Source organism: Pseudomonas sp. Irchel 3H7 (assembly GCF_900187605.1).
In the GTDB taxonomy this organism is placed as follows: domain Bacteria; phylum Pseudomonadota; class Gammaproteobacteria; order Pseudomonadales; family Pseudomonadaceae; genus Aquipseudomonas.
The window spans coordinates 566870-592261 of sequence record NZ_FYEA01000002.1; the positions used below are offsets into that span (position 1 = coordinate 566870).

At 58.6% G+C, this 25392-nt stretch carries 22 protein-coding genes; 11 read left to right on the plus strand and 11 right to left on the minus strand.

The features are described from left to right. Nucleotides 1-46: 46 nt before the first annotated feature. Entirely contained in the window at nt 47-970 is a 924-nt protein-coding gene (locus CKW38_RS05870; protein ID WP_095112161.1) for a LysR family transcriptional regulator, read from the plus strand. A 10-nt stretch (nt 971-980) separates the two neighbouring features. On the opposite strand, the gene CKW38_RS05875 is transcribed toward CKW38_RS05870, so the two are convergent. From CKW38_RS05875 to xylA, 4 genes are all read right to left on the minus strand, one after another. Next, nucleotides 981-2117 (minus strand): sugar ABC transporter permease, encoded by a 1137-nt coding sequence (locus CKW38_RS05875; RefSeq protein ID WP_095112162.1) that lies wholly within the window; start codon nt 2115-2117, stop codon nt 981-983. Beyond that, nucleotides 2118-3674, minus strand: a complete 1557-nt coding sequence (xylG, locus tag CKW38_RS05880; RefSeq protein WP_095112163.1) for a D-xylose ABC transporter ATP-binding protein — start codon at nt 3672-3674, stop codon at nt 2118-2120. A 152-nt stretch (nt 3675-3826) separates the two neighbouring features. Next, on the minus strand, nt 3827-4828 hold the full coding sequence (xylF, locus tag CKW38_RS05885) for a D-xylose ABC transporter substrate-binding protein (protein ID WP_095112164.1): 1002 nt from the start codon (nt 4826-4828) through the stop codon (nt 3827-3829). A 149-nt stretch (nt 4829-4977) separates the two neighbouring features. Continuing rightward, complete coding sequence (gene xylA, locus CKW38_RS05890; RefSeq protein ID WP_095112165.1) at nt 4978-6294, minus strand: xylose isomerase; 1317 nt, start codon at nt 6292-6294, stop codon at nt 4978-4980. Nucleotides 6295-6469: 175 nt separating this feature from the next. Between xylA and CKW38_RS05895 the strand changes: the two genes are divergently transcribed. Continuing rightward, entirely contained in the window at nt 6470-7651 is a 1182-nt protein-coding gene (locus tag CKW38_RS05895; protein ID WP_095112166.1) for a XylR family transcriptional regulator, read from the plus strand. A 141-nt stretch (nt 7652-7792) separates the two neighbouring features. Here CKW38_RS05895 and CKW38_RS05900 read toward each other — a convergent pair whose 3' ends face one another. Continuing rightward, on the minus strand, nt 7793-8851 hold the full coding sequence (locus CKW38_RS05900) for an ArsO family NAD(P)H-dependent flavin-containing monooxygenase (protein WP_095112167.1): 1059 nt from the start codon (nt 8849-8851) through the stop codon (nt 7793-7795). A gap of 486 nt (nt 8852-9337) precedes the next feature. Here CKW38_RS05900 and CKW38_RS30150 point away from each other — a divergent pair, with 486 nt between their 5' ends. From CKW38_RS30150 to CKW38_RS05910, 3 genes are read left to right on the plus strand one after another with little or no spacing between them, the layout of a single operon-like run. After that, entirely contained in the window at nt 9338-9631 is a 294-nt protein-coding gene (locus tag CKW38_RS30150; RefSeq protein WP_176472289.1) for a hypothetical protein, read from the plus strand. A 6-nt stretch (nt 9632-9637) separates the two neighbouring features. Next, entirely contained in the window at nt 9638-10396 is a 759-nt protein-coding gene (locus CKW38_RS30155) for a tyrosine-type recombinase/integrase (RefSeq protein WP_176472290.1), read from the plus strand. A gap of 23 nt (nt 10397-10419) precedes the next feature. Beyond that, entirely contained in the window at nt 10420-10857 is a 438-nt protein-coding gene (locus CKW38_RS05910; RefSeq protein ID WP_256588343.1) for a hypothetical protein, read from the plus strand. Between the two features lie 140 nt (nt 10858-10997). Here the strand turns inward: CKW38_RS05910 and CKW38_RS05915 are convergent, their stop codons facing one another. Further along, complete coding sequence (locus CKW38_RS05915) at nt 10998-11747, minus strand: hydroxypyruvate isomerase family protein (RefSeq protein ID WP_095112206.1); 750 nt, start codon at nt 11745-11747, stop codon at nt 10998-11000. 93 nt (nt 11748-11840) lie between these two features. Next, nucleotides 11841-13406 (minus strand): carbohydrate porin, encoded by a 1566-nt coding sequence (locus CKW38_RS05920; RefSeq protein ID WP_095112168.1) that lies wholly within the window; start codon nt 13404-13406, stop codon nt 11841-11843. A gap of 166 nt (nt 13407-13572) precedes the next feature. Between CKW38_RS05920 and CKW38_RS05925 the strand changes: the two genes are divergently transcribed. The 6 genes from CKW38_RS05925 (at nt 13573) to CKW38_RS05950 (ending at nt 20410) form a co-directional block, all read left to right on the plus strand. Continuing rightward, nucleotides 13573-14847 (plus strand): ABC transporter substrate-binding protein, encoded by a 1275-nt coding sequence (locus CKW38_RS05925; RefSeq protein WP_095112169.1) that lies wholly within the window; start codon nt 13573-13575, stop codon nt 14845-14847. Between the two features lie 21 nt (nt 14848-14868). Next, nucleotides 14869-15831 (plus strand): carbohydrate ABC transporter permease, encoded by a 963-nt coding sequence (locus tag CKW38_RS05930; RefSeq protein WP_095112170.1) that lies wholly within the window; start codon nt 14869-14871, stop codon nt 15829-15831. Continuing rightward, complete coding sequence (locus tag CKW38_RS05935; protein ID WP_095112171.1) at nt 15828-16670, plus strand: carbohydrate ABC transporter permease; 843 nt, start codon at nt 15828-15830, stop codon at nt 16668-16670. Before CKW38_RS05930 ends, CKW38_RS05935 begins: the two co-directional genes overlap by 4 nt. A 27-nt stretch (nt 16671-16697) precedes the next feature. Next, complete coding sequence (locus tag CKW38_RS05940) at nt 16698-17843, plus strand: ABC transporter ATP-binding protein (protein ID WP_176472291.1); 1146 nt, start codon at nt 16698-16700, stop codon at nt 17841-17843. Further along, complete coding sequence (locus CKW38_RS05945) at nt 17840-19342, plus strand: glycoside hydrolase family 32 protein (protein WP_095112173.1); 1503 nt, start codon at nt 17840-17842, stop codon at nt 19340-19342. The genes CKW38_RS05940 and CKW38_RS05945 overlap by 4 nt, the downstream gene beginning before the upstream one ends. A gap of 75 nt (nt 19343-19417) precedes the next feature. Further along, nucleotides 19418-20410, plus strand: a complete 993-nt coding sequence (locus tag CKW38_RS05950) for a LacI family DNA-binding transcriptional regulator (RefSeq protein ID WP_007910211.1) — start codon at nt 19418-19420, stop codon at nt 20408-20410. 55 nt (nt 20411-20465) lie between these two features. On the opposite strand, the gene CKW38_RS05955 is transcribed toward CKW38_RS05950, so the two are convergent. The 4 genes from CKW38_RS05955 to CKW38_RS05970 form a co-directional block, all read right to left on the minus strand. Continuing rightward, a complete protein-coding gene (locus CKW38_RS05955; protein ID WP_095112174.1) occupies nt 20466-22868 on the minus strand; it encodes a TonB-dependent siderophore receptor in 2403 nt (800 codons plus the stop codon). Nucleotides 22869-22935: 67 nt separating this feature from the next. Next, nucleotides 22936-23883: a FecR domain-containing protein gene (locus CKW38_RS05960; protein ID WP_095112175.1), complete on the minus strand. Its 948-nt coding sequence runs from the start codon at nt 23881-23883 to the stop codon at nt 22936-22938. After that, nucleotides 23883-24392: a sigma-70 family RNA polymerase sigma factor gene (locus CKW38_RS05965; protein WP_038361341.1), complete on the minus strand. Its 510-nt coding sequence runs from the start codon at nt 24390-24392 to the stop codon at nt 23883-23885. The genes CKW38_RS05960 and CKW38_RS05965 overlap by 1 nt, the downstream gene beginning before the upstream one ends. A gap of 90 nt (nt 24393-24482) precedes the next feature. Beyond that, nucleotides 24483-25382: a helix-turn-helix domain-containing protein gene (locus CKW38_RS05970; RefSeq protein WP_007910202.1), complete on the minus strand. Its 900-nt coding sequence runs from the start codon at nt 25380-25382 to the stop codon at nt 24483-24485. Between the last annotated feature and the right edge of the window lie 10 nt (nt 25383-25392).

Sequence of the window (25392 nt, forward strand, 5' to 3'; positions counted from 1 at the left end):
CAGTGATGCACAATCATCCGCGTTCCCTATCGACCGGACCCCGCTTATGGACAAGTTGCTGGCACTGAAGATGTTTGTGGAAACCGTGCGCTGCGGGGGCTATTCCTCGGCAGCGCGCAAACTCGGGATATCCACGTCGTCAGTGACACGGCAAGTGGCCGGGCTGGAGCACGAGTTGGGCGCGAGCCTGCTCAATCGCACCACGCGCAACACCAGCGTGACCGTTGCCGGCCAGACCTATTTCGAAAAAGCCGTGGCGATTCTCGACGCGATCGACGAAGCCGATGCCGTCGTCGCCGATCGTGGCGCCGAAGCGCAGGGCCGTCTGCGCATCAGCGTGCCGGTGGAGTTCGGGCGACGCCTGATTGCTCCGCATTTGAGTCGTTTGCTGGAGCGGCATCCGGGTCTGGAGATCAGTCTGTCGCTGAGCGATCAGGTCAGCGACCTGCTCAGCGAGCAGATCGATGTTTCGGTGCGGTTGGGATCGTCGGTGGTCAGTGAAGACATCGTCAGCAAACGCGTGGGGCAGTTCGAACGCTGGGTGGTAGCCAGTCCGGCGTATCTGGCGCGTAGCGCGGCGCTCTGTCATCCACGGGATTTGCTTGAGCACCAATGCCTGCGTTTCGATTACGGCGGCACCCACCAGCACTGGACCTTTCAGAATGAAGACGCGCCCATTCAGCTCAATGTCCACGGGCGCCTGCAAAGCAACAACGCCGACATCCTGCGTGAAGCTGCCATCGGTGGCGGCGGGGTGACGCTGCTGGCTGATTGGCTGGTACGCGACGACGTAGCAGCCGGCCGGCTGACCCGCTTGCTTGAGCAGTACGAGGTCAATCCCGGCAGTGCCAGCACGTGCATCAACGCGTTGTATTTACCCAATCACCGTGGCTCCAGCCGGATCAATGTGTTTATCGATTTCCTGATGGAAATTCTCGGCCCGGCGCCCGCGACCACGCCCGCAGCGTAATTCCTGCGGCTCAACGGCGCCCGGTTCGCGTACTCACGTCCACCCAAACCGCCAACACCAAAATGCTGCCCTTGACGACCATCTGCCAGTAGCTGTCGACGTCGAGCATCGACATGCCGTTGTCCAGACTGGTGATAACCAGCGCACCGAGGAGGGCGCCGTACACCGTGCCGGAACCGCCGCGCATGGAAGTACCGCCGATAAAGCACGCGGCGATGGCGTCGAGTTCGCCCATGCTGCCGGCCGAAGGTGAACCGGCGGCCAGGCGCGCGGTATTGACCACGCCGGCGAGGGCGCACATCACGCCCATGATCCCGAAGATCCACAGCTTCACCGCCTGCACATTGATCCCGGACAGACGCGTCGCTTCCATATTGCTGCCCACGGCATACACGCGCCGGCCGAACACGGTCTGACTGGTGACGTAGCTGAACACACCCAGCAAAATCAGCAGCAACAGGACCGGCACTGGAATGCCGTCGTAGCTGTTCAGCGTCTGCACGAAGCCGGCCAGCACGGCACCGATCACCAACACGCGGACGACGTCACGCACCAAAGAATGCGCCGCGAGACCGTGCAGGGCGCGATTGCGTCGTTGTTTCCAGGTGAGGAATACGGTCAGCGCGAACAGCAAAATACCCAGACCAGTGCCGATCGCGTGGGGCAGGTAACCCTGGCCAATGTAGACCAGCTCCGGCGATACCGGCGCGATGGTCGTGCCGCCGGTAATCCCCAGCAAAATCCCGCGAAAAGCCAGCATGCCGCCGAGACCGACAATGAATGAGGGAATGCGCAGGTAAGCCGTCATGTAGCCGTTGGCGAGGCCGATCATCAGCCCGCAGAGGGCGACCAGACTCAGATTCGCCAGCAGCGGAATGTGATAGACCCCATCGAGAATCGCCGCGAGACCACCGAGCAGGCCGAGCAATGAACCGACTGACAAATCGATCTCGCCGCTGATGATCACCAGCACCATGCCGCAGGCAAGAATGCCGGTAATCGACATCTGCCGCAGCAGATTGGAGAGGTTGCGCGGGGTGAGGAATCCGCCCTCGGTCTGCCAGCTGAAGAACAGCCAGATCAGCACCACGGCAAACACCAGCGCGAGCATTTTGTAGCGGGTGAACAGTTGTTTGACCTGATTCATTTACGCGGACTTCCGATCGTTATTGTTATGGCTGCCAGGCTGGCTGAGGGCGGCGGCGAGCACTTGTTCTTGCGTCAGTTCATGGTTGACGAAGTCGCCACGCAACTGGCCTTCGCCGATCACCAGCACGCGGTCGGACACGCCGAGCACTTCGGCCAGTTCCGACGAGACCATGATGATCGACACGCCGGCGGCGGCCAGCGCGCCCATCAACTTGTAGATTTCGTATTTGGCGCCGACGTCCACGCCTCGGGTCGGCTCGTCGAGAATCAACACCCGGGGTTTGGCCAGCAGCATCTTCGCCAGCACGGCTTTTTGTTGATTGCCACCCGACAGGCTGGTGATCGGCAGGAACGGGCTGGCGGTTTTGAGATGCAGGCGCGAGATTTCCCGATCGATGCTGCCCAGTTCGGCTTCGGCATCAATGCGGGTCAGTTTTGAGTAGTTGTCCAGCACGGCGAGGGTGATGTTCTGGCCGACGCCCAGATCCGGAATGATGCCTTGGCGCTTGCGGTCCTCCGGCACCAAGCACAGGCCGGCACGGATGGACTTGAGCGGCGTGCGGGTATCGATGGGTTGGCCATCGAGCCAGACTTCGCCCTCGTGGCGACCGGGGTAAGCGCCGTACAGTGCGGTCACCAGTTCGGTACGCCCGGCACCGACCAGCCCGGCAATGCCGAGGATTTCGCCGCGCTTGAGCACGAAGGAAATATCGTCGACCCGTTTGCGCTTGGGATTGTCGACGTCGTAGCAGGTGATGTGGCGGGCCTCGAAAATCACTTCGCCGATGTCGTGCGGCTCACTGGGGTAGAGGTTGCTCATTTCGCGGCCGACCATCTGCGTGATGATCTGCGCAATGTCCATGTCGGCCATGGCGGTGGTAGCGATGTGTTTGCCGTCGCGGATCACCGAAATGGTGTCGCACACAGCAGCCACTTCATCGAGCTTGTGCGAGATGTAGACGCAGGCAACGCCTTTGGCTTTGAGGTCGCGGATGATGTCCAGCAATACCTCGATTTCCGAACGGCTCAAGGCTGATGAAGGCTCGTCGAGGATCAGCAGTCGGGCCTTTTTATTGAGGGCCTTGGCGATTTCCACCAGTTGCTGATAGCCGCCGCCGTACTGCGACACCGGCAGCGCTACGTTCATGTCGGGGACTTTCAATTCGCGCATCAGCGCTTCGGCGCGGTGGATCATCGCCGGGTAATTCATGCGTCCGCCGGGCAGCGTCAGTTCATGGCCCATGAAAATGTTTTCGGCCACCGACAGGTCGGGCACCAGCGTCAGCTCCTGGTGAATGATGACGATACCGGCGGCTTCCGTTTCACTGATCGATTGCGCCCTGAGCGGTTGCCCGTCCCAGAGGATTTCACCGTCCCAGGTGCCGTGGGGGTAGACCGCCGAAAGGATTTTCATCAGCGTGGATTTGCCGGCGCCATTCTCGCCGCACAGGCCAACGCACTCGCCGGGCCTGACCTTGATGTCGATGCCGTTGAGGGCTTTGACACCGCCGAAGGTTTTGACGATGCCGTTCATTTGCAGCAGATAGTCGGACATGGACAGGGCTCGTATATCAAAGACTCACACACCACGAAACCTGTGGGAGTGAGCTTGCTCGCGAAAGCGTCGGTTCAGACAATGCTTCGTTGACTGACACAACGCCTTCGCGAGCAGGCTCGCTCCCACAAGGGTTTTCGCATTACCGGAGATCACTTCCCGGCGATTTGCGCCTTGGTGTAGAAGCCGTCCTGTTCGAGCAGGTCGATGTTGTCCTTGGTCAGCGGGGTTGGCGTGAGCAGGATGGTGTCGACCTTTTTGCTGCCGTTGTCGTACTGCGAACTGAAGGCGGGTTTTTCGTTGCGTGCCAGTTGTACCGAGAGCTTCGCCGCTTCGGTGGCGATGAGTTTCAGTGGCTTGTACACGGTCATGGTTTGCGTGCCGGCGATCACACGTTTGACTGCGGCAAGGTCAGCATCCTGTCCGGAAATCGGCACCTTGCCGGCCAGTTGCTGCGCCGCCAGTGCCTGAATGGCTCCGCCGGCCGTGGCGTCGTTGGAAGCGACGATGCCGTCGATTTTGTTGTCGTTGCGGGTCAGGGCGTTTTCAACAATGCTCAGCGCTTCGGTCGGGTTCCATTCCTTCACCCACTGCTGGCCGACGATCTTGATATCGCCCTTGTCGATGGCCGGTTGCAGCACTTTCATCTGGCCTTCGCGGAGGATTTTGGCGTTGTTGTCGGTGGGCGCACCACCGAGCAAAAAGTAATTACCCTTGGGCGCCGCTTTCAGCACACCGCTGGCCTGCATCTCGCCGACCTTTTCGTTATCGAAGGAAATGTAGGCGTCGACATCAGCGTTGAGAATCAGCCGATCATAGGACACGACTTTGATTCCGGCTTTCTTCGCTTCGGCCACCGCGTTGGTCAGCACTGTGGCGTTGAACGGCACGATGACGATGACATCGACACCCCGAGAAATCAGGTTTTCGATCTGGGAAATCTGTTTCTGCTCGTTGGCATCGGCCGACTGTACGAAGACCTTGGCGTCCATTTTTTCTGCTGCCGCAACGAAGTAGTCACGGTCACGCGACCAGCGTTCCAAGCGCAGGTCATCAATGGAGAAACCGATTTTCGGGTGGGCAGCGTCAGCCAGCACCGGCAGAGACAGCAAGGCCAGGGCAGTGGCCAATAGCGTGCGTTTTACGTTCTTCATAGTGGGGCGTCCTTTTATTGTTGTTGGAAAGACACGGCCTGACGATGAGTATCGGGCTGGTAAAACTGTAGAGAATCCGCAGACGCCGCAGAAACAGAATTGTCGTAGAAATGTCACCGCGTCGATGCGCCCGCAGATTCCCCGTGTGATCAGCGATAGATAAACCGGTTGACGATGTTCTCGAGCCTTTCCTGGCGGCCGCTGACGGCTTGCGGGTTCAACTCGTTGGTGAACGCGTGCTCAGCCAACGACTCAAGGTTGAAGTCACCCGCCATCACCGCCTGGCCGAACGGCTGCTGCCAACCGGCGTAGCGTTGATCCTTGAGCCGTTGCAGCTCGTCGTTGTGCACCATGGCCGCTGCGCGCTCCAGAGACAGGGCGAGAACGTCCATGGCACCGACATGGCCATGGAACAGATCAATCTGATCAAGGCTTTGCCGGCGAACCTTGGAGTCGAAGTTGAACCCGCCATTCTTGAAGCCGCCGGCCTTAAGGATTTCATAGGTGGCCAGGGTCATTTCTTCGACGCTGTTGGGGAACTGGTCGGTGTCCCAACCGTTTTGCGGATCACCGCGGTTGGCGTCGATGCTGCCGAAAATTCCCAGTGAGACGGCCGTCGCGATCTCGTGATGGAAACTATGCCCGGCCAGGGTCGCGTGGTTGGCCTCGATGTTGACCTTGATTTCGTGCTCCAGCCCGAACTGCTGGAGAAAGCCGAACACGGTGGCGCTGTCGTAATCGTATTGGTGTTTGGTCGGCTCCTGCGGTTTGGGCTCGATCAGCAGGTCGCCGGTGAAACCGATCTTGTGCTTGTGCTCGACCACCATGCGCATAAAGCGGCCCAGCTGTTCGCGTTCACGCTTCAAGTCCGTGTTGAGCAGGGTTTCGTAGCCTTCGCGGCCGCCCCACAACACGTAGTTGGCGCCTTTAAGGCGATGGGTCGCGTTCATGGCGCTGAACACTTGCGCTGCGGCGCAGGCGAACACTTCCGGATCCGGGTTGCTCGCGGCGCCGGCAGCGAAACGCGGGTTGCTGAAGCAGTTGGCGGTGCCCCACAGCAGCTTGATGCCGCTGGCTTCCTGGTGTTGCTCGAGGTGATCGACCATTTGCGCGAAGTGGTTGCGGTACTCCCTTAAAGACTGACCTTCCGGGGCGACATCGGTGTCATGGAAGCAGTAATAGTCGATACCCAGTTTGGAGAAAAATTCGAAAGCGGCTGCCGCTTTGCCGATGGCCAGTTCCATCGGGTCGCCGGCGTGTTGCCAAGGGCGCTTGAACGTCCCCGCGCCGAACACATCGGAACCCGGCCAGACGAACGTGTGCCAGTAACAGGCGGCCATTCGCAGGTGTTCGCGCATGGGTTTGCCGAGGATGAGTTTGTCGGCGTCGTAGTGACGAAAGGATAGGGGAGAATCGCTGTCTGGACCTTCGAAGCGAATCGCATCGACATCGGGGAAATACTGCATGGACCTTGTCCTTGTTGTTCTTGGCGGTGTCTCGATACTAGCAACGGCCCTGACCCTGCTGATTATGAAAAACATCAACACCGAGTGCGATTTTGCGTATTGAGCTTCGTCGCCCAGGCGCCTAGTCTGTGCCAATCGCCTCTGTAAAAAGGGGCCCGGGACAAGCATAAAAACAATGAAAACCGTACCGCCTGTTCACCGCATCGCTCTGTTGTTCAACGGCAGCAAGATCTACGACCGTGGGATCATCAGCGGCATCGGCAACTACCTGAGCAGCACCCGCGCCTCCTGGGACCTGTTTCTCGAAGAGGACTTTCTCTGTCGTTTGAAAGGCATCGAGCGCTGGCAGGGTGACGGGATCATTGCCGATTTCGACGATCCGCTGATTGGCGAGGCGCTGGCCGATATCCAGATGCCGGTGGTGGCGGTAGGGGGCTCGTACGAGGACAAACGCGCCTACCCGAAAGCGATTCCCTACGTCGCCACCGATAACAACGCGCTGATGACGCTGGCCTACAAGCATCTGATCGAGGCGGGACTGCAGCGCTTTGCCTGCTTCAGCCTGCCGGAAGCGCAAGCCAATCGCTGGGCGCAGGAGCGGGAAAAAGCCTTTCGCAAACTAATGAAGCGCGACGGCCTGCACGGCGAAATCTATCGCGGCATGGGCACCAGCGCACCGCTGTGGGACAGCGCCGTCGAACAGTTGATCGCCTGGCTGCAAAGCCTGCCCAAACCCATCGGCATCATCGCCGTCAGCGACGCCCGCGCGCGCCAGTTGCTGCAAGCCTGCCTGACCGCTGGCATTGCCGTGCCGGAGCAGGTGGCACTGATCGGCATCGACAATGATCCGCTGACCCGCAGCCTGACCCGAGTGCCGCTGAGCTCGGTTATTCAGGGCACGGAAACCATGGGCCGTACCGCCGCGCAACTGCTCCACCAGATGCTGCACGGCATGCCATCTACCGGTACGCAGATCCTGATCCCGCCGGATGCTGTGAACGTGCAGGTGTCGAGTTTGCACCAGCCATTGGGTAATCCCTACGTCATGCAGGCGCTGCTGTTCATCCGCCAATATGCTTGCCAAGGCATTAAAACGGCGCAGGTGGCGGCTTATGTTGGTGTTTCGCGTTCGTCACTTGAAGCGCATTTTCGTGCTGAGCGAGGCTGTAGCGTGCATGACGAGATTTTGCGTTTCAAATTGGCAGCGGCGACTAGCGGCCTTAAAGATGCAGATTCAGTGATTGCCGACGTTGCGCGCAGTTGTGGGTTTAAATCTGCGCAGTATCTGCACACGGTGTTTCGGCGGGAGTTTGGCTGCACGCCGCGGGAGTATCAGCAAGGAGCAGGGATGCACTAATGGAATGGCGGAAATGAGGTTAGAGTAGCTATAGCCACAAAGCCTCGTGTGCTTCGCAAATTGCGTCTCCCGCACAGAAGTGCTGCTAAAGGACGTTGATATTGATGTCAATCAGCGTTGCCTTAGCTGCGGTGCGCCGATTCACTGGTCCAGCAAAAAACGCTCAATTTCCTCAACGGTACTGCGCGCCGTTCGGGTCACGCCGATCAGTGTCGCTGAAGCGGCGCCAGTCCAGTCGCCATAACCCACCAGCCACAAACGCGGTTCCTGAATCGAATGCGTACCTTTGACAGCCACGCGCCCGTCGGCGGAGCACACGCCCAGTGATTCCAGATAGCCGAGGGCAGGGCGGAAGCCGGTGCACCAGATCACCGCGTCGACCGGCGTTTGTGAGCCATCAGCCCAAGTCACGCCGGTCTCGGTGAAGCGCAGGAACGGCCGAACCGCGTGCAACACGCCGCGCTCCCGAGCCTCGACAACTGGCGGCACCATCACGATATCGCCCAAGCCGCCAACCGGGTTTTCAATGACCATGCCGGCCAGCTGCGCTTTCCAGCGCTCGGTGGCGCGTTCGAAGAGCACGCGTCCATCAACGTCATCGGCAAGAAACTCTGGCGGCTGCGGAGTGACCCAGGTGGCATCGGCCACTTGCGAGACTTCAGCGAGGATCTGTGCACCGGAATTGCCACCACCTACCACCAGGACTTTTTTTCCGGCAAACGGTTTGGCGTTAACGTAGTGGGCCGAATGCAATTGCTGGCCGGTAAAGGTTTCGCTGCCGGGGTAATGCGGCAGGTAAGGATGGCGCCAGGTGCCGGTCGCGCTGACCACGGTGCGGGCCAGCCAACTGCGACCTTGGGCTTTTACGTTGAGGTGATTGCCCCGACGTTCAATAGCGTTGACCCAGTAGGGCCGTTCGACAGGAAATTGGTAGCGTTGCTCATACTGACGCAGGTAGTCGACTACGTCGTCGCGACTGGGGTAACCGTCAGTGACCGGAGGCATCATCCAACCGGCGATGGAGCTCCAGGTCGACGGTGAAAACAGTCGCAGGGAATCCCAGCCATGTCGCCACGCGCCACCCGGTGCTGCTTCGGCATCAATAATCACAAAGGAACGCCCGGTACGGCGCAGGAAGTAAGCCACGGCGAGTGCGGACTGGCCACCGCCAATAATCGCGACATCCACTTCGGCAGGCATGAGGAATCCTTGGGTCAGCGAGGTTCAGGTTAAGTTAATCCATTTGAAGCGGACGTTTGTTGATGTTGCTCAAGCGGAGGCTTTCTAAACCAAGCCCGGAACAGTGATACTCCCAGAACGGCGGCGCGCAGCCAGCCGATACGATCGCTGCGATGAGATTCGGTGTTCATGGTTTAGCGGGACTTACTGTCTTTGTATGGGTCAATTGATATGATTTAACATAATATACATTACACGTAAGACGAGCATGTTCGTGTGTGTTGCGTTACACAGGAAATTACCTAGGCTCAACTGCAACGCTTCCTACCATAAGGAGCAGCTTCAGCTGTTGCGCTTATGCCTGTTGTTCATTTGAAAGACATTTCCGTGCCCTCCGGACTCGTTGGTTGGTTGTTGACCGATGACCGTGGACGACCACGCTATTGGTCGACAGTCTGGTCTGCACTGGACGGTGCGAGCTTGGCGCCGTCCACACTACGAACCCAATTGTCCGTGATCGAACAGCTGTACCAGTCGGCCAGACGGCTGTACCAGGCTGACTGCCTTGATTGCTTGATTGCGGAGCTCAAATTCGATGAGCTTGAAGCCTGTCTTGAGACGTTTTTTATCACAGCCAGAAATCATGGTGCCCAGACTGCCGCCAACTACCATCCCAACTGGCGTGTGGCCTACGTTTTCGTCAAAAGTTGTGTTCAGCGTCTGGTGAAAAGTCATGCCGATACTGACATGCTTTGGCTGCTGAGCATGCGCCTGGAGCGTCTGGAGAAACTGTTTGACTAGCTGGGTATGGCGCCCGCGCCGCCGGCAGAAATTGTCCGAGCGTTGCCAAGCCCAGTGCTGGATGAGTTTTACCAGATCATTGATCCGTACTCGGTTCGCAATCCCTTTAGAAACAGTACGTTACGCTGGCGCAATTACGTATTGTGCCTACTCATGTTGCATCTTGGATTACGCCGCGGTGAAACCCTCGTGCTGCCTATGGATGCATTAAAAAGCGAAAAACGCTTCACCCCGACCGTAGAAACTGTGAACTGGCTGAACGTCGGCGACAATCCGTATCAGCGTGATCCGCGCCAAGAACAGCCCAGCCTAAAAAACAACAATGCCGCCCGGCAGCTGCCTGTGCCGCCAGCGTTGGCCAGCCTCATCAGGACCTTTGTCGAGAGCTACCGACCCTCGACCCGACACAGCTACTTATTTTCCTCGCTGGAAGGCAATCCACTATCATTACGCCAGGTCAATGGTATTTTTGTCACCATCACAGGTGAGCTCACCACTGAAGCGCGCCAAACACTTCAGCAGTATCGCGGGGCCGGCCGCATTACACCGCACGATATGAGGCATACGTGTGCGACTGTCAGGCTTCATCAATTTGTAGAAAATGGCGACGACCTCGAGATGGCAATCCAGAGACTGCGAGCTTTTTTTGGCTGGGCCCGCACCTCGGATATGCCACGACGGTACGCACGAGCTTTTTTTGAGGATCGCTTAGCCACCATTTGGAACCATGCATTTGACGTCCATGTCAGCCATCTGCGCTCCTAAAGGGACAGATGAAGGAGCAACGCATGCAGCGGAGTCAGTCGGGCTTTCTTGGTAACGCAAAACTGCTAGAGGCGTTGGCTCCCCTGCCTCCCCTGCCCTCTGTAATCCGTTATTGGGATGATTTTGCAGACTGCTGGAAAACCATAAGAAATCCCGAGGAAAACGCATGGTCCTTTGAGGTTAATGGTGAGTTCCTAGAGTTTGATTTCAGTTCCTTTGACGGAGAATTGATACACCTAATGAAGTTGTGGCTTGCTCGTTCCGTCTCTGAATTGGCAGGCGCAACAATCAAAATGTATTTCCAGGCACTTCAGAAGCTCGATAATAGCCTTATATATACGACGCTAGACCTCTCACTAACCCTGCCCCTGAGTGTCGATGCTAAGTGGCGACGCGAAATAGTTACGGCGTGTAATAACCATCAACTATGCGCGCTAAAATCGCTACTGTTATTTTGTTGAGTCCATCTGATCGTCTATGAAAGAAGCGCTCGCAACGGAGCTGATATCGATGAGTTCTTCTCGCTCGGCCATCAAGGGCTTCTGAATTTGATGGCGGCGATTTTCCCTATATCAGCGACTCAAGGGCTTTCCTCTGGAACCTAAGCACTCAGCTGCTTAAACCAGTCAAGACTCTCAACGGTAGTTCCAGAAGGACGGTATTCACATCCGATCCATCCTGCGTAGCCGCGCTGCTCCAGCGCCGCGAACAAGGCAGCAAAGTCGATACTCCCCGTTCCCGGCTCGTGACGACCCGGGCAATCGGCTATTTGCACATGCACGGTTCTGTCATAGAAACGCGCCAGCACATCGGCTGCATCTCCGGTCAAAAGCTGCGCATGGTAAAGATCAAGAATCAGCCCGACACTCGGGAAGGTCTCCAGTACCTGTTGTGCCTTGCTGAAGTCAGACATGTAATAGCCCGGCATCGCCTCCGCGCTGATCACTTCGATCAGCGGCCGCAGCCCCTGGTCTTCCAAGTACTTGACCGCATATTCCAGGTTGCCCGCGTAGGTTCGCTCAGCGTCATTCTGCGTGGTAACGCCCGACATGATGTGGACATCCGCACACGCCAAGGTCTTTGCGTAGCGGGCGGCCTGGAGCAACCCGTCACGAAACTCCTCTCCCCTGCCCTGTAACGCGGCGATGCCTTTGGTCACGCCAGCCGGGGCGGCGAACTGAATCAACGGCAAACTGTATTGGGCTAGATGGTCGGCAAGCAGACTGGCGTCGAATTCGTACGGTGACGGGAACTCCACTGCCCGGAAACCGGCGGCTGCGGCGGCTTCGATGCGTTGTAGAAAAGGCAATTCATTGAATTGGAAGCCGAGATGAGCATTGAACTTGAGCATTGGGTAATCATCCATCCTGGGAAGAAACGACATCATTAGCCTGGAGCATCCTTTGCCGCTCCAGCACTGCACTATCGCAAGTGCGTTCAACAATTAAAACCAGGTTTCCATCTGGATACCGTATTGCCACACCCCTCCCGCCTGGAAGTCGGACATGCCAAAGGAGTCGTTAGTACTGAACCTGTCCAGATCCGAAGACCAGTTCATGTAGCTGGCGAACACTCGCAACTCCGGACGCGAGAGTAGATCGCCGACGTCGAGTTTGAATGTCGGGGCGACCGTGAATTTCCAGAAGTTACCATCGACCGCATTACGTTGGAGATAGCCTTTGGGGTCGAGGTTCATGGTTTGCCAGCTCATTTCGTAGGCCATTTCGAAGTTGCTGTTGATTTTGTTGGCCAAGCGCACGTTGAGGGTCAGCCAGCGGTAGTCGTCACCTTTGACGTATCTATCCTTGCTCTGTTCAGCCAGCAAGCTGGGCCCGATGCGCCAGTCAGAGGTCAGCGGTGTCTCACCGTAAAGTGCCAGACGCAGCGCGCGGGCGTCGTCGATCAGTTCACCATCCGAGCCGACGTTCTTGACCTCTGCCCCCAGGCCTTGCCCATAGAGCAGCGCCGTTTTGAAGAAGCCTTCCCTGCCGAAAAAGCTTTTCTGATGGTTGGCCAACATGCTGTGCAAACCGGAATCCGCAGGCGTCAAACCGGCTTTATTGGTGCGGGTGCCAAAATCGTTTTTCTTGGCGCCGATGGCGTTGTACATCCACTGCCACTGGCCATCCTCGAAGAACTGGTTGGAGGTCAGGATGTAGCTTTCCACATCGGCATTGATACCGCCCTGACTGAAATCCCCGTAGCTACGCCCAATCAACGAGTAATTCGAGCGCCAATGCTTGTTCATCTGCACATCGTAAATTCCACCGCCGGTGCCGGCCAGGTAAACGACGTCCGAGTCCAGCCAGTGGATATCGAAATTATCTCTATCGAATCGCTTGCCTGCCCACAGCGTAGCGTTCTCGAAGACTGAATTGCCTTTGAATGCAGCGACATGGTCGAGCGTGGCGAACACCTGGCGTACGTTGAGTTTGCTTTCGTCGGCCGTCCAGTCATTGGAGCTTTCCACACCGTCGGCGATGGAGACGGTGAATTTGGAACGGGTACCGTTTTGCGCATAGACCTCTTTCGACAGGTCGATACGCATGTAGGTGTCGTCCTCGTTACCGAGTCGCCCGACTGCCCCGCCCACCGAACCGGCCGGCGTTGTATAAGGGCCGCCACGCCCGCCACCCAGCCCCTCGTCAACCAGCAATCCGGAGCGCGCATAGCCGTTGAAGCTGAATCCATCGGTGAGGTTCCCGGTACTGCCCTCCTTGTCCAGGCTTTGCTGACGGGCTTCGAGTTTTGCCAGTCGGGTGTCCAGAGCAGGTGCCGAAATGGCTGTTGCGTTAGCCGCGACGGACTGCGAGGGAGGCGTCGCGAATTTGATCTGCTGCAATTCCCGGGCAAGTGCCTGGGTCTGCTGTTCGGCCGTGGCTGCACGCTTTTCCGCTGCGCTGGCACGCGCTTCAAGTGCGGCCATGCGCTCTTCCAGCGTCGCGGCCTGAGAAGCCGCTGCCGATGTGCCGAGCACGCCGACCAGTAGCCAGCTTGATCCTTTCTGCATGTTGATTCCCTGTTTTGTTTTTATTTTTTGGTTGCCGCAGTTGCCTTTTTTGCGTGAGTCGCGAGTTGTCACAAACGACAAAAAAAGGATGCCTCCTCGCAAATACGCTGCTACATTTGGCGATGTTAACGTTAACTTTTCTAAAAACAAAAATAAAGGACGCTCGATGAAACACCTGAAATCGCTCCTGCCAGTTGCATTGATCACCCTGTCTGCCGCACTGCCATCCGTGTCGAACGCAACCGATCTGACGATCTCTTGCGGTGCGGTGGGTGCGGAGTTGCAGCTGTGCAAGGAAGCCGTCGATACATGGTCGAAACAGACTGGCAACAACGTCGAGGTGGTCTCCACGCCTAACTCGGCAACCGAGAGGTTGTCGTTCTACCAGCAGATCCTCAGTGCGCAGTCCGCCGACATCGACATCATTCAAATCGACATGGTCTGGCCGGGGATGCTGGCCAAACACTTGATGGATCTGCGTGAGGCGCTTCCCGCCAACGCGACCCAAGGCTACTTCCAGGCGCAGATCGATAACGCCACGGTCAACGGACGGCTGGTGACGATGCCGTGGTTCACCGACTCGGGGCTGCTGTATTACCGCAAAGACTTGCTTGAGAAATACAACAAACAGGTTCCTCAGACGTGGGAGGAAATGACCGCTACTGCCAGGGATGTGCAACAGGCTGAACGCAACGCCGGGAACGCCAATGCCTGGGGTTACATCTTTCAGGGGCGCGCCTACGAAGGGCTGACGTGTAATGCGCTGGAGTGGATCAGCAGCCAGCCGCAAGGCGGACTGATCAATCAACGCGGCGACATCGTGGTCAACAGTCAGGCCTCAAGAGCGGCGCTGACCCTGGCGAAAAGCTGGGTCGGAGATATCTCACCGCGTGGCGTGCTGAATTACACCGAGGAAGAAGGACGTGGCGTATTCCAGTCGGGCAATGCGCTGTTCATGCGTAACTGGCCTTATGTCTGGGCCCTGGTGCAAAGCCAGGACAGTGCCGTAAAAGACAAGGTCGGCGTCGCTCCCCTGCCCCGCGGCGGCGAGACCGGCGAGCATGCCTCCACCCTCGGTGGCTGGGGCCTGGCGGTCTCGCGTTACAGCGCTCATCCCAAACTTGCCGCCGAGTTGGTGAGCTACCTGAGCAGTGCCCAAGAGCAAAAACGTCGAGCGCTGAAAGGCGGCTATAACCCGGTGATCGAGTCGCTGTATCAAGATCCCGAGTTGCTCGCGGCCATGCCTTATTACGCTCAGCTGCACAGCATTCTCAACGCTGGGGTCATGCGCCCCGCCGCCATTACTGCCGATCGCTATCCACGGGTCTCCAATGCGTTCTTCGATCGGGTGCATGGCGTGCTGGCCGGCGAGTTGCCGGTCGATCAGGCACTCGCCGAACTGGAAAGCGAACTCACGCGCATCAAACGCCGGAACTGGTAAGCCACAAGGAAGGAAATCACCATGTCTGTCTCTACGACCCATGCCCCCTTTGACGAGCTGCTGCTCACGAGGGAAACGCCTGTACAACGTCGCCGGGTGCGCGCTGCCTGGCTGTTTCTGACGCCAATGCTGGTCTGCCTGGCCTTGGTGGCAGCCTGGCCGCTGCTGCGCACATTCTGGTTCAGCCTGACCGACGCCAGCCTGGCGGACAGCGGTGGCGCAACCTTCATCGGCTTGAGCAATTATCTGCTGTTCAGCGGTTCCGGCTGGTCGGGCATCCTCGTCGATCCACAGTGGTGGAATGCGGTGCGCAACACGTTGTATTTCACGGTGGTCTCGGTGGGACTGGAAGTCATCCTGGGGCTGTTGGTGGCGTTGCTGCTGAACATCAAGTTCACCGGCCGTTCGCTGGTGCGGGCGTTGATTCTGATTCCGTGGGCGATTCCGACGATTGTCTCGGCGAAGATCTGGTCATGGATGCTCAACGACCAGTTCGGCATCATCAATCACCTGATGCTCAGCCTCGGTCTGATTGACGCTCCTCTGGCCTGGACGGCAGATGCCGACCTGTCGATGTGGGCGGTGATCATTGTTGACGTCTGGAAGACCGTGCCCTTCGTCACGCTGCTGATGCTGGCGGCTTTGCAGATGTTGCCGAGCGATTGCTACGAAGCGGCTCGGGTCGATGGCATTCATCCGCTGAAAGTGTTCTGGCGCGTCACGCTGCCACTGTTGATGCCTGCACTGCTGGTGGCGGCGATCTTCCGCATCCTCGATTCCCTGCGGGTATTCGACGTCATCTATGTGCTGACCTCGAACTCGTCGAGCACCATGAGCATGTCGGTGTATGCCCGCCAGCACTTGGTGGAGTTCCAGGACGTCGGTTACGGCAGCGCGGCGTCGACGCTGTTGTTTCTCGTGGTCGCGGTGATCGCCATGCTTTATCTCTACCTCGGACGCCGTCAACTGGAGGTCCGCACATGAACCCGCGCCTGCTGAAAAAAGCGCTGTTGCGCCTCGGATTCTGGTGCCTGATCGGGGTTTTGCTGCTGTATGCGGTTTTCCCGTTCTACTACGCCATCGTAACGTCGCTGAAGCCCTCCAGCGCCTTGTTCGAAGTGAGTTACTGGATCGAAAATCCTGACTTCTCCAATTACGCGGCGGTCCTCCACCAGGACTCATTCCTGCGAGCGATCGGTAATTCGCTGGTGGTTGCGCTGTGCGTGGTGACACTGGCGCTGTTCCTCAGCCTGACCGCTGCCTATGCCTTGGGCCGGGTGAAATTCCGTGGGCGTGGCACGGTGTTGATGATGGTCCTTGGCGTGTCGATGTTTCCTCAGGTCGCGGTGCTGTCGGGACTGTTCGAAGTGATCCGCGCCTTGGGTCTGTACAACACCTCGTGGGCGTTGATCCTCAGCTACACGATTTTCACCCTGCCCTTCACCGTCTGGGTGCTGACCACGTTCATGGGGCAACTCCCCCATGAACTGGAGGAAGCGGCAATCATGGATGGTGCGTCCCCGTGGGTGACGCTGACCCGCGTGCTGTTGCCGCTACTCTGGCCCGCCCTGGTCACCACCGGTTTGCTGGCCTTCATCGCGGCGTGGAACGAGTTTCTGTTTGCCCTGACGTTCACCCTCACCGACAGCCAACGCACGGTGCCGGTTGCCATCGCCTTGATTTCCGGCGGCAGCCCCCATGAATTGCCTTGGGGCTTGTTGATGGCTGCCTCGGTGTTGGTCACCGTCCCACTGGTGATTCTGGTGCTGATCTTCCAGCGCCGAATCGTTTCCGGTCTCACTGCCGGCGCGTTAAAGGGTTGATGCCCAATAAAGACAAGGAACCGCATCGTGATGAAATTGAAACTGGACAACGTCAACAAACAATTGGGCGGCGCGCGGATTCTTCGCGACATCAACCTGGAGATCGCTGCGGGTGAATTCGTGGTGTTCGTCGGTCCTTCGGGCTGCGGAAAGTCGACGCTGCTGCGGCTGATCGCCGGACTGGATTCGATCTGCGCCGGCGACCTGCTGATCGACGGGCGCCGGGTCAACGACCTGGAGCCGCGCGAACGTGGCGTCGGCATGGTCTTTCAGTCTTATGCGCTGTACCCACACATGAGCGTCTACGACAACATAAGTTTCGGTCTCAAACTGGCCAAGACTGAAAAGAGCAGCCTGCGCGAGCGGGTGCTGAAAACTGCGCAAATCCTGCAATTGGACAAACTGCTGCAACGCAAGCCAAAAGAACTGTCTGGAGGCCAGCGTCAACGTGTGGCCATGGGCAGGGCCATGGCGCGCGAGCCGGACATTCTGTTGTTCGATGAGCCGCTGTCCAACCTGGATGCCTCCTTGCGGGTGCAGATGCGCAACGAAATCGCCCGACTGCATGACCGATTGCGCTCGACCATGATCTACGTCACTCACGATCAGGTGGAAGCGATGACCCTCGCCGACAAAATTGTCGTGCTCAATGGCGGCCATATAGAGCAGGTCGGCTCACCACGCGAACTCTATGAGCGCCCGGCCAGCCGCTTTGTCGCCGGTTTTCTCGGTTCGCCGAGAATGAATTTCCTGCCGGCACGCTTGCAGGCGCCGGGAGAAACCAGCCTGGTCGATGCAACTGTTTTGGGGATGACCACCCTGCCCTTCGACAGTTCGAACCTGGCGGCAGACGCCTCGCTGAGCCTGGGCGTTCGCCCGGAACACCTGTCGCTCAAAGCGGCGCCGGGAGCGGCTGGCGTCGTCGTGACCGGGGTCGAATACCTCGGCAGTGAAACCTATGTGCACCTCGATACCGGGCAGGACGAGCCACTGATCTGTCGTTGTGAAGTCAACGCCGGATGGCAGACAGGCGATCGGGTCGAACTGCAACTGGACACCGACAAGATCCACCTGTTCGACGCCGACGGCACGGCATTGAAGCGCCACCCGCACGCCATTGAATCCGTGGCGGATGACCTCTCTCTACGCTCAATCCGAGCACGCGCCCTATGACCTTGTCTTTGAATACCCAGAGCGATCCCATGTCTTCGACCCTTGACCTTGCACAGCGTGCCCTGGCTGACAGCCAGTCCCGCGTCATTGAGGATTATCGACCCGGTTATCATATTGCCCCGCCGGCCGGCTGGATGAACGACCCGAACGGGGTCGTGTACTTCCGTGGCGAGTATCACGTTTTCTATCAGCATCATCCCTTCGATGCGAAATGGGGGCCGATGTATTGGGGCCACGCCAAGAGTGCCGATCTGGTGCACTGGCAGCACCTGCCCATTGCACTGGCACCCGGCGATGATTGCGACCGCGACGGCTGTTTTTCCGGTAGCGCCGTGGTCTGTGGCGATACCCTGGCGCTGATCTACACCGGGCACACCTGGCTGGGCGAAGTGGGTGATGAGCGCTTGATCAAACAGGTCCAGTGCCTGGCCACCAGCAACGACGGCATCCGCTTCGTCAAACACGGCGCGGTGATCGACAGCGCGCCGCAAGACAGCATCATGCACTTTCGTGACCCCAAGGTCTGGCAGGACGATGGTTATTGGTACCTGATTGCCGGCGCACGTCTGGGCGACAAGCCGCTGCTGCCGTTGTACCGCTCCATGGATCTGCACGTCTGGGAATTCCTCGACTATGTGTCCGCCGGCAGCGAGGGCGATGGCTATATGTGGGAATGCCCGGACCTGTTTCGCCTGAATGGACACGATGTGCTGCTGTACTCCCCACAAGGCATGCAAGCCGACGGTTATGACCGGCTCAACAAATACCAGACCGGTTATCGAGTGGGCCAGCTCGATAACCAGTGGCACTTCACGGGCGGGCCTTTTATCGAGCTGGATAACGGCCACGATTTCTATGCGGCGCAAACGCTGTTGGCCGCCGATGGTCGGCGCCTCGTATGGGCGTGGCTGGACATGTGGGAAAGCCCGATGCCGAGCCAGGCCCATCACTGGTGCGGCATGCTCGGATTGCCACGCGAACTGGAGCTGTGCGCCGATCGCCTTTGCGTATATCCGGCACGCGAGCTCAGCGCGCTGCGAATGGCGCAATTGCCGGGTACGCCGTGGTGGGAAGCGTCGGGAGCCCGCTGGGTGCCGGAGGTAAACGGCGACATGCTCGAAATCCATGTGCATCTGGATCTGCTCGGCTGCACTGACGGCCACTTGGGAGTCGCCTTGCGCTGCAGCGACGATGGCCGTGAAGAAACCCTGCTCTATTACGATGCATCACTGCAGCGTCTGGTGCTTGATCGCAGCCGCTCGGGTGCGCAAGTCACAGGCCAGCGCAGCGTGGCGATAGACCCGACACAAGAGCGCTTGGAACTGCGCGTGTTTCTTGATCGCTCATCCATCGAGGTATTCGACGAAAACGGCCGCTTCAGTCTCAGCAGTCGCCTCTATCCGCGTTCCGACAGTCTGGGCGTGAAGCTGGTGGCAAGCGGGAATGGCGGACGCGTCTCGATTGCCAAGGCATGGCCGCTCGGTTCTGCATGGTCATGAGCGGCGTCATTCGGGTCGCGAGAAGCCCGGGCCCTGTGTCATGATTCTGCGTCAACCTGACCGGCCGCACTTCGCATGACTTCAGTGAAAGACGTTGCACAGCTGGCCGGCGTGTCCCTGATGACGGTGTCTCGAGCGCTCAATACTCCGGAAAAACTGAGCCCCGAAACCCTTCTACGGGTGCGTCGTGCCATTGATGAACTGCAATTCGTACCCAGCCTGTCAGCGCGCAAGATGCGCGGTGACAACCTGCAGTCGCGCACCATCGGTGTGTTCGCGCTGGACACTGCGACCACGCCCTTCGCGGTCGAGTTGCTGCTGTCCATTGAGCAGACCGCGCAACAGGCCGGCTGGAATGTCTTTATCCTCAACCTGCTAAGCAACCCGCCCACCGACCAGAACATCGACCTGATGCTGTCGCACCGTCCGGACGGTCTGATCTTCAGCGCCATGGGGTTTCGCCAGGTCAGCATTCCCGAGCGCTTGAAGAGCAAGCCGCTGGTGCTCGCCAATTGTCTGGCAGATGACAGCCGCCTCGTCAGCTATGTACCCGACGACGAAATGGGCCAGTATCGCGCCGTGCACCACGCATTGAGCCTCGGCTACAAGCGTCCTCTGTGTATCAATCTGCCGAAACAGAGTCTGGCATGGGGGCTGCGACAGAAAGGCCTGCAGCGTGCCTGTCAGGCATTCGGTCTGGCGCCTGACACGCTCCTGCAATACGACCTATCCGATCATGATGCCTACAGTGAAACAGCCGCTATCCTCGACCGGCATGTCATTGATGGTCGTCCCCAATTCGATATTTTGATCTGTGGCAACGACCGCATTGCCTTTTGTGCCTATCAGCTGTTGTTGGGGCGTGGCCTGAAAATTCCCGACGATGTCGCCGTGCTCGGCTACGACAACATGATCGGCATTGCCGAGTTGTTCATCCCGCCGCTGACTACCGTGCAACTGCCGTACTACGAGATTGGTCGCCAGGCTGCGCGGCATCTGATCGAAACCCTTGAGCTATCGGGAACTCAGCGCGTTGACTGTCCCTTGGTGGTCAGGACATCACTGTAAGAGTGGGTCAGCTCGCTGATAGCACTCCCGATTGCTTTTGATTTGACGAGTGGAATCAGAAATCGACCGTCGCTGAAAGCAGATAGGTTCTCGGTGTCGACAACGTCAATCCCGGTTCACTGTCATCGGACGCCCCTGCCGAACTCCAATAACGCTTGTCCAGCACGTTCTCGATATTCCCGCGCAAGGTGATGGTTTTGTCGTCAACCTTGAACGCATAGCGCGTGCCCACATCGAAGCGCTCCCAGGAATCGATTTCCTTCTCGTTGGACTGATCCAGGTACTGCGAACTGGAATAGATGCCACGGGTTGTCAGCGTCAGCCCTTGCACCGTCGGCACGTCCCACTCGGCGCCCAGATTGACGTTGTATTTCGGCGTCGCCGGCGCGCGATTGCCGTCGAAGGTGCCATTGGTGGTCTTGGTCAATTCGCTGTCGATGTACATCACGCCGCCAAGCAAACGGAAGCCTTTGAGCGGTTCGCCGAACACACTCAGCTCCACGCCATTGTTCTCACGCTTGCCATTGGGGCCGAAGACTCGCGTGGTGGCGTTGGTTTCGTACGCCGGTTGCTTGATACGAAATACCGCAGCGGTCAGCGCGTAGGCGCCGGCATCGTACTTGGCACCGACTTCAACCTGACGGCTGATAAACGGCGGGAAGATTTCGTCTTCGTTGATGGAAGTCGACGGCGCGATTTTGCCCTGGCTCAGGCCTTCCATGTAGTTGGCGTACAGCGACAGCTTGTCAGTCGCCTTGAACAGAATGCCGCCCGAGGGCGAAACCTTTTCTTCGTCGTAAGCGGTGTCACCTTTGACGTCATCGCTCCAATCATCAACTTTCACGCGCTGCCAGCGAGCGCCGAGGGTCAGCAGCAATCGATCGTCGAAAAAACCCAAGGTGTCGGACAACGCCACGCCGCTGAAGCGGTTTTCCGTGTAGACCTTGGCGTCATTGCGTGTCGGCGTACCGGGTTTGGCGATTTCCACCGGGTCATACAGATTGCTGCGCCCGGCCGCATAACGCGCGCCGCCATTCTCGAAATCCATGTAAAAGTAGCTGGCCGCGAGATTGACCTCATGGCTCACTGGCCCGGTATGGAACCAGTTGCGCACGCCTGCCGTGGCGGTCCGGACATTCTCGTCGCGGGTAAAATCACGCGGTTGCACGCTGAAATCACCGGCATCGTTGGTCACGGAAACGGCGTGGCGCAAGAAGTCATGATTACTTTTGCGCGCGCCGACGCCGCCGTACAGCATCACCGAATCATTGACGTCGAACTCGGCGTTGAGCGTGCCGAAGGTGTCCTCGGTTTTCGCCTGAGTCCACGGTTGCGCGTAATTGCGATGCACGCTATTCGCGCTCGGAACCTTGGCATTGGCCGCGACCTGCACGCGCTCCTGCGGCGCGTCGGTATCGCGCTCGGTATGGCCGATATCGGTCGAAAGTCGCAAGCGCTCACCGCGAAAATCCAGGCCGAGCACGGCCATGTCACGGTCGACACTTTGATGATCCCACTCGGTATCACCAGACTGCTTGACGCCGTTGAAGCGCAGGCCGAACTGATTGTCCTCACCAAACCGCCGGCCGACATCCACTGCGCCGCCGACCTGATTGTTCGACGCATAATTAGCCGTCAGCGAAGTGATCGGTTTGTCGGTGGCACGCTTAGGCACCACATTGATGCCTCCGCCCACGCTACCCCGTGGCGAGATGCCGTTAATGAGTTGGCTCGGGCCTTTGAGGATGTCGACGCGATCGGCCATTTCCATGTCAATGGTGTACGTCGGCAGCACGCCATAGAGCCCGTTGTACGCCACGTCGCTGTTGAACAGGCTGAAACCACGGATGGTGAACTGCTCGTAGCGGCCACCGGCCGGGTTGGTTGCACGCACCGAAGGGTCGCTGGCGATCAGATCGCCCAGCGTGCGTGCCTGCTGGTTTTTCACGGCTTCGCTGGTGTAGGTGGTCATGCTGAATGGGGTTTCCATGAAGTCTTTCGACCCCAGCAAACCCTGCGAGCCACGCCGCGCGACTTGGCCGCCGGCAAACACATCGGCATCGCTGGAACCGGTGGCACCGAGAATCGACGTCGGCGCCAGTTGCAGGCTGCTGCCCTCGGCGGCTGGAATCAGTGTGTAGGCCTGCTCGCCCAGCGTTTGCAGTTGCAGACCGGAACCCAGCAACAAGCGAGCGAACCCCTCCTCCACGCCAAACTCACCGGACAAACCATTGCTATTGCGCCCGCTGACCAACGCCGGATCGACCGACAGATTGACCCCGGCCAAACCGGCAAATCTTGTCAACGCTGCACTGAGGCTGCCGGCCGGCACCTGATAACTGCGCCGAGCGGCGTCATCGGCCCAACTGGATTGAATCAACACCGGGCTGGCACTCAGGCTCACCAGGAGGCTCAACTGCAACAACGGACGCAAACGACTTGGGAATACTGCGGGCATTGGAAGAAGCTCTCGATTTTGTTCACTTACCTGCAATGACCGGTGAGGCGAAAAAAAGGGACAGGCTTCAGACGATATTTTTTCGCGGCGCCAGCGTTACCCAGAAACGCGTGCGCGAATGGACCTCCAATGGCAGGCTCGCCGCCAGCAGGGCCAGCACTTTATCGGTGTCGTCGAGACGGAAACTGCCGGTGACACGCAGACTTTCAAGTGCTGGCTCCCAGCGCAGAAGCCCCGAGCGATATCGGCTCAACTCGCGCAGGAAATCCCCCAACGGCTGGTTTTGCGCCATCAACACACCGTCACGCCAACCCGGCATTTTGGCGTCGAACAACGTGACCGGTCCGGCGCCGGAGGTCTGCAAATTGACCAGTTGCCCGGCGTTCAACTGCAGCGCCGGCCCGTGCAACGGCTGCAATTGCACCGAACCACTGACCACCGACACGGTGCAATCACGTTCGTTGAGGCGCACGCAGACTTCGCTGCGGCTGACAATGATCCGACCGTACGGCGCGTTGACCGTCAATGCCGTGCTACCCGGAACGTTGAGCGCCATTTCGCCGCGCACCAACGTCAACTGACGGCTGGCCAGAACGACGTTCACCGCGCTGGCGGTGTTCAGCTGCAAGGTGCTGCCGTCGGCCAGCCGTGTTCGCGTGTGCTCTCCGGTGGAAGTCTGCAAATCCGCGCGCCAGACGTCGAGCGGCAACTGGCGACTGATCAGCCACGCCGCAGGCACCAAAGCCGCCAGCCCCAGCGCCCTTTTCAATGCTGCACGCCGCGCCAGATCCGGGCGATCGAGTGTGGCCATGGCCAATTCTGTCGGCAGACTGGAAAAGCGCTGGCGCAGCAATTGAATCTTCTGCCAGGCGTTTTCATGGCGGCTATCGCTGTCGCGCCAGTGCTTCAGTCGCACGTGATCGGCTTCACTGGCCTCGCCGGATTCGAGCAATGCCAACCACTGTGCGGCGGCTCGCGCCACTTCACGCGCTTCGGTGTTGGGTGCGACACGCATCATAGATCCAACATCAAACAATGCTCGTAAGCCATTGCCATGTAACGTTTTATACTGCGTTCAGAAACCTGCAAACGTTCGGCGATTTCACGGTAACCGAGGCCTTCGAGCTGACTCAGGAGAAAGGCCCGACGCACCGCTCGCGGCAAACCATCGAGTAACTCGTCCAGCGCTTGCAAGGTTTCCAGCAGCAGCCAACGCTGCTCGGGCGACGGCACGCATTCTTCGGGCAACTGCGCGAGGGCTTCGAGATAGGCCTTTTCCAGACTGCGGCGGGTGTAGAAATTGCTCAGCAGGCGTTTGCCCACCGTCAGCAAATACGCGCGCGGCTCGCGCATGTCGGCGATCGGTTGCGCACTGCAGAGTACGCGCAGGAAGGTGTCCTGACTCAGGTCCGCCGCATCCCACGCGTTGCCCATGCGCCGCCGCAGCCAGGTTTCCAGCCAGCCTCGATGGTCGCGATACAGTTCGTGCAGGTGCTGCGGCGATGGCGTCGCTGCTTCAGTCATCTCAAGAGTCCTGCGCGAAGTCAGTTTCAAATGAGAGTGATTCTATTTAACTTGCGCGCCGAGACAAAGCCTTTTTATCCAAGACGGCTTTCATGAGCGCTTCAAGGTCTCGCTCGGCAACTCCTTGAACAACGCCCGGTAACTGCTGGAAAACCTTCCCAAATGCCAGAACGACCACTGCATCGCCACCTCGGCAACTGTAGTTTCCGTGGGCCGGCGCTTGAGCAATTCGCGGTGTGCACTGTTCAATCGGCGAAGGCGCAGCCAGTGACTTGGCGTCATGCCGGTGTAGGCCTTGAAGGCTTGTTGCAACTGGCGCAGTGGCACGCCCGCAACGTGCGACAGTTCGAGCAGATTGACGGTGTCTTCCGGCGAATCCGCCGCCCACTCTCCCACCCGTTTCATGATCATTCGCTCTTCGGTGCGCCGCTGTAACCCACCGCGATCAAGACTTGTATGAGCGTTGTCGAGGATGAACAGACAGTCTTCCAGCAGCTGCTGTGTCAGCGCATCTTTATCAAGCGGATCAATAGCTTGCGACAACTTTGTGAGAATCGAGCTTAACCAGCGACTGAACAAGGCGTTCTGCCCGCAATTGAGTTGCGTCATGAACAAGCCTTCGAGTTTCGCCACATTCAGACCGTGCTGACGGACAAACTCCGGGCCGAACACGACGGCGATTTCCTGATAGTTCTCCGGGGTGATCCAGATGTTGCGGCTGTCTTCATTGAGCAGGTACAGCGCGTTGTCACTTCGATCAAAACAGAACGCCAAAGCACCCGATGGCGCACTGAAATTCTGCTCGACCCGGGTGTTCATCTGCTCTTCGTAGACCTCGACACCCTGCAGATCCAGATAGCGGATCTGCCCGGCGAAATGACCCGGCGACATCTGTTGGTAATGCTGGACCCAGCCCGGTGTGGCGCGGACTTGCTCAGCCACATCGGCGGTGTTGAATGCTTGAACCTGGAGCGGATTGCACGTTGTCATGGGGTGACCT

What these genes read in the sequence shown, in the direction of transcription:
- CKW38_RS05915 (WP_095112206.1), bottom strand. Translation starts at nt 11,747, where the DNA reads ATGCTCAAGTTCAATGCTCATCTCGGCTTCCAATTCAATGAATTGCCT.
- CKW38_RS05935 (WP_095112171.1), top strand. Translation starts at nt 15,828, where the DNA reads ATGAACCCGCGCCTGCTGAAAAAAGCGCTGTTGCGCCTCGGATTCTGG.
- CKW38_RS05925 (WP_095112169.1), top strand. Translation starts at nt 13,573, where the DNA reads ATGAAACACCTGAAATCGCTCCTGCCAGTTGCATTGATCACCCTGTCT.
- CKW38_RS05950 (WP_007910211.1), top strand. Translation starts at nt 19,418, where the DNA reads ATGACTTCAGTGAAAGACGTTGCACAGCTGGCCGGCGTGTCCCTGATG.
- CKW38_RS05895 (WP_095112166.1), top strand. Translation starts at nt 6,470, where the DNA reads ATGAAAACCGTACCGCCTGTTCACCGCATCGCTCTGTTGTTCAACGGC.
- CKW38_RS05960 (WP_095112175.1), bottom strand. Translation starts at nt 23,883, where the DNA reads ATGCGTGTCGCACCCAACACCGAAGCGCGTGAAGTGGCGCGAGCCGCC.
- CKW38_RS05920 (WP_095112168.1), bottom strand. Translation starts at nt 13,406, where the DNA reads ATGCAGAAAGGATCAAGCTGGCTACTGGTCGGCGTGCTCGGCACATCG.
- CKW38_RS05900 (WP_095112167.1), bottom strand. Translation starts at nt 8,851, where the DNA reads ATGCCTGCCGAAGTGGATGTCGCGATTATTGGCGGTGGCCAGTCCGCA.
- xylA (WP_095112165.1), bottom strand. Translation starts at nt 6,294, where the DNA reads ATGCAGTATTTCCCCGATGTCGATGCGATTCGCTTCGAAGGTCCAGAC.
- CKW38_RS05930 (WP_095112170.1), top strand. Translation starts at nt 14,869, where the DNA reads ATGTCTGTCTCTACGACCCATGCCCCCTTTGACGAGCTGCTGCTCACG.
- CKW38_RS30155 (WP_176472290.1), top strand. Translation starts at nt 9,638, where the DNA reads ATGGCGCCCGCGCCGCCGGCAGAAATTGTCCGAGCGTTGCCAAGCCCA.
- CKW38_RS05875 (WP_095112162.1), bottom strand. Translation starts at nt 2,117, where the DNA reads ATGAATCAGGTCAAACAACTGTTCACCCGCTACAAAATGCTCGCGCTG.
- CKW38_RS05945 (WP_095112173.1), top strand. Translation starts at nt 17,840, where the DNA reads ATGACCTTGTCTTTGAATACCCAGAGCGATCCCATGTCTTCGACCCTT.
- CKW38_RS05870 (WP_095112161.1), top strand. Translation starts at nt 47, where the DNA reads ATGGACAAGTTGCTGGCACTGAAGATGTTTGTGGAAACCGTGCGCTGC.
- CKW38_RS05970 (WP_007910202.1), bottom strand. Translation starts at nt 25,382, where the DNA reads ATGACAACGTGCAATCCGCTCCAGGTTCAAGCATTCAACACCGCCGAT.
- xylF (WP_095112164.1), bottom strand. Translation starts at nt 4,828, where the DNA reads ATGAAGAACGTAAAACGCACGCTATTGGCCACTGCCCTGGCCTTGCTG.
- CKW38_RS05955 (WP_095112174.1), bottom strand. Translation starts at nt 22,868, where the DNA reads ATGCCCGCAGTATTCCCAAGTCGTTTGCGTCCGTTGTTGCAGTTGAGC.
- CKW38_RS05965 (WP_038361341.1), bottom strand. Translation starts at nt 24,392, where the DNA reads ATGACTGAAGCAGCGACGCCATCGCCGCAGCACCTGCACGAACTGTAT.
- CKW38_RS05910 (WP_256588343.1), top strand. Translation starts at nt 10,420, where the DNA reads ATGCAGCGGAGTCAGTCGGGCTTTCTTGGTAACGCAAAACTGCTAGAG.
- xylG (WP_095112163.1), bottom strand. Translation starts at nt 3,674, where the DNA reads ATGTCCGACTATCTGCTGCAAATGAACGGCATCGTCAAAACCTTCGGC.